Raw genomic sequence first — 6,578 nt, 5'->3', positions numbered from 1 at the left:
CTCGTCAGAACGTTGAAGAATTCCACCGCCTGGGTCGATCTCGCCCGGCGTCCAATGCTGCTGCAACGTTGATGCAAGACGCTTTGGGCATTACGATCCATGGTGGCTGGCCTTTGGGAAGATGGTTTGGGTGCTTCGTAAACAACCATCCTATCGACCCTTTGGTCAGCCATCTCCCTTTGCTTTCAAGCACTTACGCACGTCGCCGAAGGCCAACCTGCCAAAGTAAGTGCCATTCGCCCTAAGCCGCCAAACTCAATGCAACGCAATTGCCGACCGATCGCGGCCGACACATCTTCAACAAAACCCGGGAATGGGGCTATAGGGTTGCTGTCTGGGGCGGCTACTGTGCCGGCTGCCCATCTCCGCCCACGCCCCAACTTCCTGTTCAAGGGCGCGCCGCTGTTTTCGCTCTGGCAGGTGACGATGCAATCGAGGACGTCATGCCCTTTCCGAGAACGCTGAGCGACGGCTGGTGGGTGACTGACTTCGCATAGCCGGCACGGCGGCACTCGTCGAATCACCCCATCCACGGCGCTACGGTCGGCGCTGTTCTTCTTCAGCCCGCCGGCGTTGCTCCTCAGCTCTTTTCGCCTCGCTCGCCGCCTCTCGCCTGTCGGCTGCCCGGCCCGCCTCGGGGCGTTGCCGCCGGCCAGGCATATCCCCAACAGCGGCTGGTGGTGACGCGGGCGCGGCGGCAGGGCCGCTCGCCCGGGGCGGTGCAACTGCGCCACCGACAGGCGGACGGTTATCGGGCGGCAGGGGGCGGCTTTGGGCCGGCGGGACGGGCACGGGCTCTGGCTTCAATGGTTCCGTGGGCCTTTGTACAGTCGCGGGTGCGCGGCGCGCGCGCTCCTCTTCCGCTGAGGGGCCCGCAGGCACATTGCGAGGTGCGAGCCCAGGCAGACGCGCGGGCCTTGCTTCTTCCGCGGGCTTGGTGGCGTCAGGGACTGGTGCTGCAGGGACCGGTGCTGCAGGCGTGGCCGCCGGCTGGGATCCAGGCCGGGGCAGTTCGGATCGCTGTGGGAGTCCGGGCTGGCGCGCGCGCTCCTCTTGCGCCGAAGGGCCTGCGGGCACATTGCGAGGTGCGATCGCCGGCGGACGCGCGGGGCGCGCTTCTTCCGCGGGCTTGGTGGCGTCAGGGACTGGTGCTGCAGGGACCGGTGCTGCAGGCGTGGCCGCCGGCTGGGATCCAGGCCGGGACAGTTCGGGTCGCTGTGGGAATCCGGGCTGGCGCGACCGCTCCTCTTCCGCCGGCGGCTTGCGCTCGGCACTGCCTGCTCCAGGCGGCACAGACGGCACAGGCGTTCCCGGCATACCTGGCCGCGCGCTGCGAGGCTCGGTCGATGGCGCTGGCACGGGGGCTTGAGCCGCAGCCGGCCGCGTTCTCTCCGACGCGGCGGCACCCGGCGGCTTGGGCGGAGGCGGCAACGCTGCTGACTGGGGCGGCGTCACAATCGTTACCGCAGTAGCAGCCGGGGGCGCCACGGCGGGTCTCAGGGCATTCACGGCTGCCGCGTCAAGCGGTTTCCCGGGATTGGCCGCGAGGGCACTCTGCCGGCTTGCAAACGACGTTGGTGCCGGCGGCGGGGCGGTCTTGGCCACCACGGGTCGAACTGCCGCTGGCTCCGGCGGCTTCGCACTGGGCGCAGCCGCGCCCAGGACACTGGTGCGCACGGGCGCCAGAGGCGCAACCGCCATCACAGGCGAAGTGGCCACCATGTCCTGCGTCACACGCACCGCCTCTCGCGCGACCGGCCTGGATTGCACGAAGGCCGTGGTGGGAACGGCGACCACCGCTCCGGGCACCTGCTGGTTGACGTAAACCACATTGGTCACGTTCGTGTTGTTGTACACGTTCGTGATGTTCGTCGTGTTGATGATGGTGTTGCTGGTGTTGACGCTGGTGAAATATTCGCGACTGACCGGATAGGATGGCCGGTAGACGTCGCGCGGCCCGAGCGGAAACCACGCCACCGCGCCACCGCCGCCAAGGTTGAGCGAGATGCTGAAGTTGCTGCCGCTGACAAAGGCGACCAGTGCCGGCGCGTAGACAGGCCGGGCCGCGACCGGCCCAGGCACCCAGCCCCATGCGCCGCCGATGTTGGCCCAGCGGCCGTAGTGCGACGGCGCGAATCCCCAGGGCGCGTCATCCACCCAGGTCCAGCCCCAGGGTTCGACCCAGGCCCAGTGCCCGTCGCGATACGGTGCCCAACCGACGGCGACACGCGTGGGTGTCCACACGTGACCGTAGCCCGTCACCTCCCGCCACGTTCCGTATTCGTCCAGGTCCTCGTAGCCGATCAGGTCGCGCGAAACGTAGCGCGCGGATGCAGAGTTCTCCCAGCGCTGGTCACGCGCGCTGGACCAGCGGTCGAAGTCATCGGCAGGAGCCAGCGCGAAGCTGTCGTAGTCGCGCAGGCCGGTGCCAAAGAACTCAAAGCCCTGGCCTGCCCTGATGACAAAGGCCCGCCCCTCGCCATAAACCTCGGCCTCGCCGGCCCGGACCACCACGACAGTCGAATCACCGTTGGGATCGACGTGAATGCGATAGCTGCCGGGGCTGCGGAGGGAATAGGCGAGATTCGGCGTGTTTATTTCGAAGGCGTGATTGCGGTCGAATCGCCAGATGCGGATGTTCAGGGTGCCCTGCGTCAACTGGACTTGCGCAATGCGGTCATCGACGTTCAGCAAGGTCACGCTGGTGTGGGAGCCCATGCGGATCGCGGCGCCGCCCAGTTGCAGTTCGCTGCGCGAACCGGCATCGACCCACAACCTGTCGCCCGTGATCAAGGGCCGATTGACAGCCGCGCGGACCCAGTCGTTTTCGCCACCGGGCGAAAAGCTCACGGCGCCACTGACATGGGCCAGCCGTGCCACACGCGATGGCGGGTCGGCATACGCCCATCCACTCAGCGCGAAGGCGCAGAGGCCCAGAATAAAAGTGCCGAAGAGTTTGTGCAGCGATGACCTGTCCATGATGACTCTCCGTTGGAGGGTTTGCGTTCGACTGAAATGCGCCCTGCGATCGCGGTAGCACTGAGGAAGTGTCCTTGCTTGGACCAGGGCCTGTTCACACAATGCGAAGTCAATGCTGCTGAGGTAGATGGTGAGGGTTTCACGGCCGGGCCGCTGTAGGACGGTGCCGGATTACGGGGAAAGCCTTTGAGCCAATCCAGCGGTTGTAGCTCAATGGGGCCGTGCTGGCCAGCTGCAAGCCCCGTCACCGGCATCCCACGCACACGCAGACCTGGACAGCCGCATTCGGGTTCCTTTGGGAACTCGCGCATACCGCAAATTCGCGGTTCCCATGCCTGCAAGACATATCTGCTAGTGCCAATGACGCCTAGTCGCTGGCGCCACGCTGCTCGAGAATAAAAACCAGCCCATCTGGAGAAAAAAATGACGAAGAGACAAATTAGTGCGGCCACTGCGCGTTCTGTCGCAGTAGCTGTGACCGCGCAGGCGATCAGTCCCGTGAATCTACACGGGATCATCGATAAGGCAGCGCGCTCGTAAAGCAGCGTCTCCCATGCTTTAAGCCTCTCCCCGGGCAGCACCGTGGCCCTCGCGAGCGGCGTAGCGCCCGGGAGCCGCTGGGTCATCCGCGGCACCGAAAACCCGGGGACAGGCTTGCGCGCTACTTTCAACCTGGAGCCCTGGCGCGACATGGGCACGGGGACTTTCGCAATGCTGTGCCTGATGCAGCGCAATTCCAGTCACTGATCGATGCGGGACCCGTCAGGCGGACCGCCGCAGTCAGGGGGTTTTCTGGGGTTTGGCGCCGCTGCCGATTGAGACGGATTTTATTTTTCCAAGGAAGGCAAACATATGTTGAACAGACGAGAGGTCCTCGCGAGCCTGGCAGTTGGGCCTCTGGCCATCACGGGTGTGGCAGCCCAGAGCGCGTTCCCCCACAAGCCATTGCGCATCATCGTGCCGTTCACACCGGGCGGGTCGAGCGACGTTCTCGCGCGCGCGATCGGGCTCGAACTCGGCAAGGCGCTCAACCAGCCGGTCGTGATCGAGAACGTGCCCGGGGCGGGAGGCTCGCTCGGCGCGGAGAAGGCGGCAAGGTCCCCTGCCGACGGCTACACGCTGCTGATGGGGCATGTCGGCACGCTGGCCATCAACCCTTCCCTCTACCCGAAGTTGGGGTACGACCCGCAACGCAGCTTCACGCCGGTGGCGTGGATCGCGCGCGTTCCCAATGTGCTGGTGGTGAACGCGTCGGTCCCGGCGCAAAACCTCAAGGAACTCCTCGCGCTGGCGAAGGCCCGGCCCGGCCAGCTGGCATACGGCTCCGGCGGGAACGGCAGCGCGGCGCACACCACGATGGAATACCTGAAAATGCAGACGGGCACTTCCTTCCTGCATATTCCCTATCGCGGAACGGGCCCTTCGGTGACCGACCTGCTCGCGGGACAGGTGCAGGTGCTCTTCACCGGCATCCCCGCGCTGCTTCCCCACATCAAGTCGGGAAAGATGCGCGCGCTCGCCGTCTCGAGTCCCAGGCGCCTCGCCCTCCTTCCGGAGGTGCCCACGGTGACCGAAAGCGGCGTCGCCGGTACGAAGGGCTTCGAGGCGGACCAGTGGTATGGACTGGTGACGCCTGCGGGCACCCCGGCCGACGTGGTGTCGCTCCTCAACCAGCACGTGAACAACGCCCTGGCCTCCGAGGCCGTCCGCTCACGCCTGGCAGCCGAAGGCGCCGAGGCGACACCGGTTTCGTCCCAGGTGTTCGGGCAGCTCATCGCGAAGGAAATCCCCCGCTGGGAGCGGGTGATCAAAAACGCTCACATCACCCTGGACTGAAAACATCCGAGAGGACATTGCAGATGAAATCCATTTTGCGCCTGCTGATCGCCGGCGTCTTCGCCGCGGCATTGCCCGCATCCTGGGCCCAGGCACCTGCCGGGAAGACGGAAGTGCTCTGGCTTGGCCAATCGGCGTTTCGCATCACCACGCCCGGTGGCAAGGTCATCGTGACCGATCCCTGGTTGAAGCTCAATCCGCTCACGCCGCCCGAGTACAAGAATCTGGAGGCGCTGGGCAAGGTGGACGTCATCCTCGTCACCCACGGCCACTTCGACCACTTCGCGGATGCGCCCGCGCTGGCGCTGCTGAACCAGGTGCCGATGTACGCACCCGGAGACATGAACCAGACCGTCGGGCTGCTCGGCATCCTGCCGCCCAACCTGGTGCCTCGCTTCAACAAGGGCGGAACCATCACGCCCGCCGCAGGCATCAAGGTCACGGCCGTGCGCGCCGATCATTCCTCGGTGATCGTGTGGAAGAACGCTGCCACGGGCAAGGACGAGGCGCATCCCGGGGGTGAACCCGTCGGTTTCATCATCGAGCTGGAGGACGGCTTCCGCATCTACCACATGGGCGACACCGGCCTGTTCGGCGACATGAAGTTCATTGCCGACTACTACAAGCCTGACCTGGTGCTCATGCCCATTGGCGGCCATTTCACCATGGGGCCTTCGGATGCAGCGTATGCCACGCGCGAGTGGCTGAAGCCGCGGTTCGTGATCCCGATGCACTACGGCGCGAACCCCCTTGGACGCGGCACGCCGGAGGAGTTCTCGCGCGCGCTCGGCAAAACCACGACCCATGTGCTGCCGCTCAAACCTGGCGAGAAGGCGACTTTCTGATGCCCGGATGCAGATCCATAAACACCATAAGCCCCATAAACCCCATGAAAACCATGACCACCATGAATACCTTGAGACGACGAACCCTCATCACGGGCGCCGCGGGCGCGATCCTGCCCGCCTGGAGCCTGGCGCAGTCCTTCCCCTCCAAAACGATCCGCATCGTCGTGCCGTTTGGGCCCGGCGGCATCGCTGACCTCACGGCCCGCACCATCGCGCAAAAGCTCGGCGAAAACCTGCGCCAGAGTGTGATCGTGGAGAACAAGCCCGGTGCCGGTGGTGTCGTGGCCGGTGAGATGGTGGCCAAGGTGGAGCCGGACGGTCACGTGCTGCTGCTCATGAGCAACGGCACRGCCGTCAGCGCCGGCATATTCCAGTCCCTGCCCTTCGAYGCGCAGAAGGACTTCGAACCGGTGGGGACGCTGGGCTTTTTCGACCTTGCCGTGCTGACRACCASCGACAGCCGCTTCAAGAGCATGAAGGACTTGCTCGCGTACGCCAAGGCGAACCCAGGCAAGCTGAACGTGGCCACCATCAACGTCGGCAGCACGCAGCATCTCTCTGCGGAATTGCTGAAGACGAGCGCGGGTGTGGATTTTCAGGTCGTACCCTTCAACGGTTCGCCTGCGGTGCTCACCGCGTTGCGCGGTGGGCAGGTCGATGCGGCCGCTGGCCGTGATGGGGGCGCAGCGAGCGTCAGCCTTGCCCGATGTGCCGACGATGGCGCAGAGCGGCGTGCCTGGTTTCGACGTCGCCTCCTGGAATGCGCTGGCGGCGCCAGCGCGCACGCCGCCGCAGGTGATCGCCATGCTCAATCGGGAAGTGAACAAGGTCCTTGCCGATCCCGGTGTACGCAAACAGCTCGCCGGGCTGAATGTCACGCCCCGAGGAGGCACGCCCGAGCAGCCGAGCAGCTGC

General features: G+C 65.5%; 3 protein-coding genes and 1 pseudogene. 3 read left to right on the top strand and 1 reads right to left on the bottom strand.

Features of this window, described 5'->3' with window-relative positions; genetic code table 11:
• Positions 1-537 precede the first annotated feature (537 nt).
• Positions 538-2,979, bottom strand: a complete 2,442-nt coding sequence (locus AC1DUR_RS25670) for a DUF6600 domain-containing protein (RefSeq protein ID WP_477719202.1) — start codon at positions 2,977-2,979, stop codon at positions 538-540.
• An 852-nt stretch (positions 2,980-3,831) separates the two neighbouring features.
• Here AC1DUR_RS25670 and AC1DUR_RS25665 point away from each other — a divergent pair.
• From AC1DUR_RS25665 to AC1DUR_RS25655, 3 genes and pseudogenes are all read left to right on the top strand, one after another.
• A complete protein-coding gene (locus AC1DUR_RS25665) occupies positions 3,832-4,815 on the top strand; it encodes a Bug family tripartite tricarboxylate transporter substrate binding protein (RefSeq protein ID WP_477722376.1) in 984 nt (327 codons plus the stop codon).
• Positions 4,816-4,838: 23 nt separating this feature from the next.
• Positions 4,839-5,660, top strand: a complete 822-nt coding sequence (locus AC1DUR_RS25660) for a metal-dependent hydrolase (RefSeq protein ID WP_477719204.1) — start codon at positions 4,839-4,841, stop codon at positions 5,658-5,660.
• A pseudogene (locus tag AC1DUR_RS25655) lies at positions 5,660-6,578 on the top strand (Bug family tripartite tricarboxylate transporter substrate binding protein); the annotation flags it as partial. The gene AC1DUR_RS25660 and the pseudogene AC1DUR_RS25655, both read left to right, overlap by 1 nt.

It is taken from the genome of Polaromonas sp. P4_F4 (assembly GCF_056401355.1).
This window is presented reverse-complemented; position numbering and strand designations above follow the sequence as displayed.

Excerpts from the sequence above, each read along its gene's own strand:
- AC1DUR_RS25660 (WP_477719204.1), top strand. The coding sequence starts at position 4,839 with ATGAAATCCATTTTGCGCCTGCTGATCGCCGGCGTCTTCGCCGCGGCA.
- AC1DUR_RS25665 (WP_477722376.1), top strand. The coding sequence starts at position 3,832 with ATGTTGAACAGACGAGAGGTCCTCGCGAGCCTGGCAGTTGGGCCTCTG.
- AC1DUR_RS25670 (WP_477719202.1), bottom strand. The coding sequence starts at position 2,979 with ATGGACAGGTCATCGCTGCACAAACTCTTCGGCACTTTTATTCTGGGC.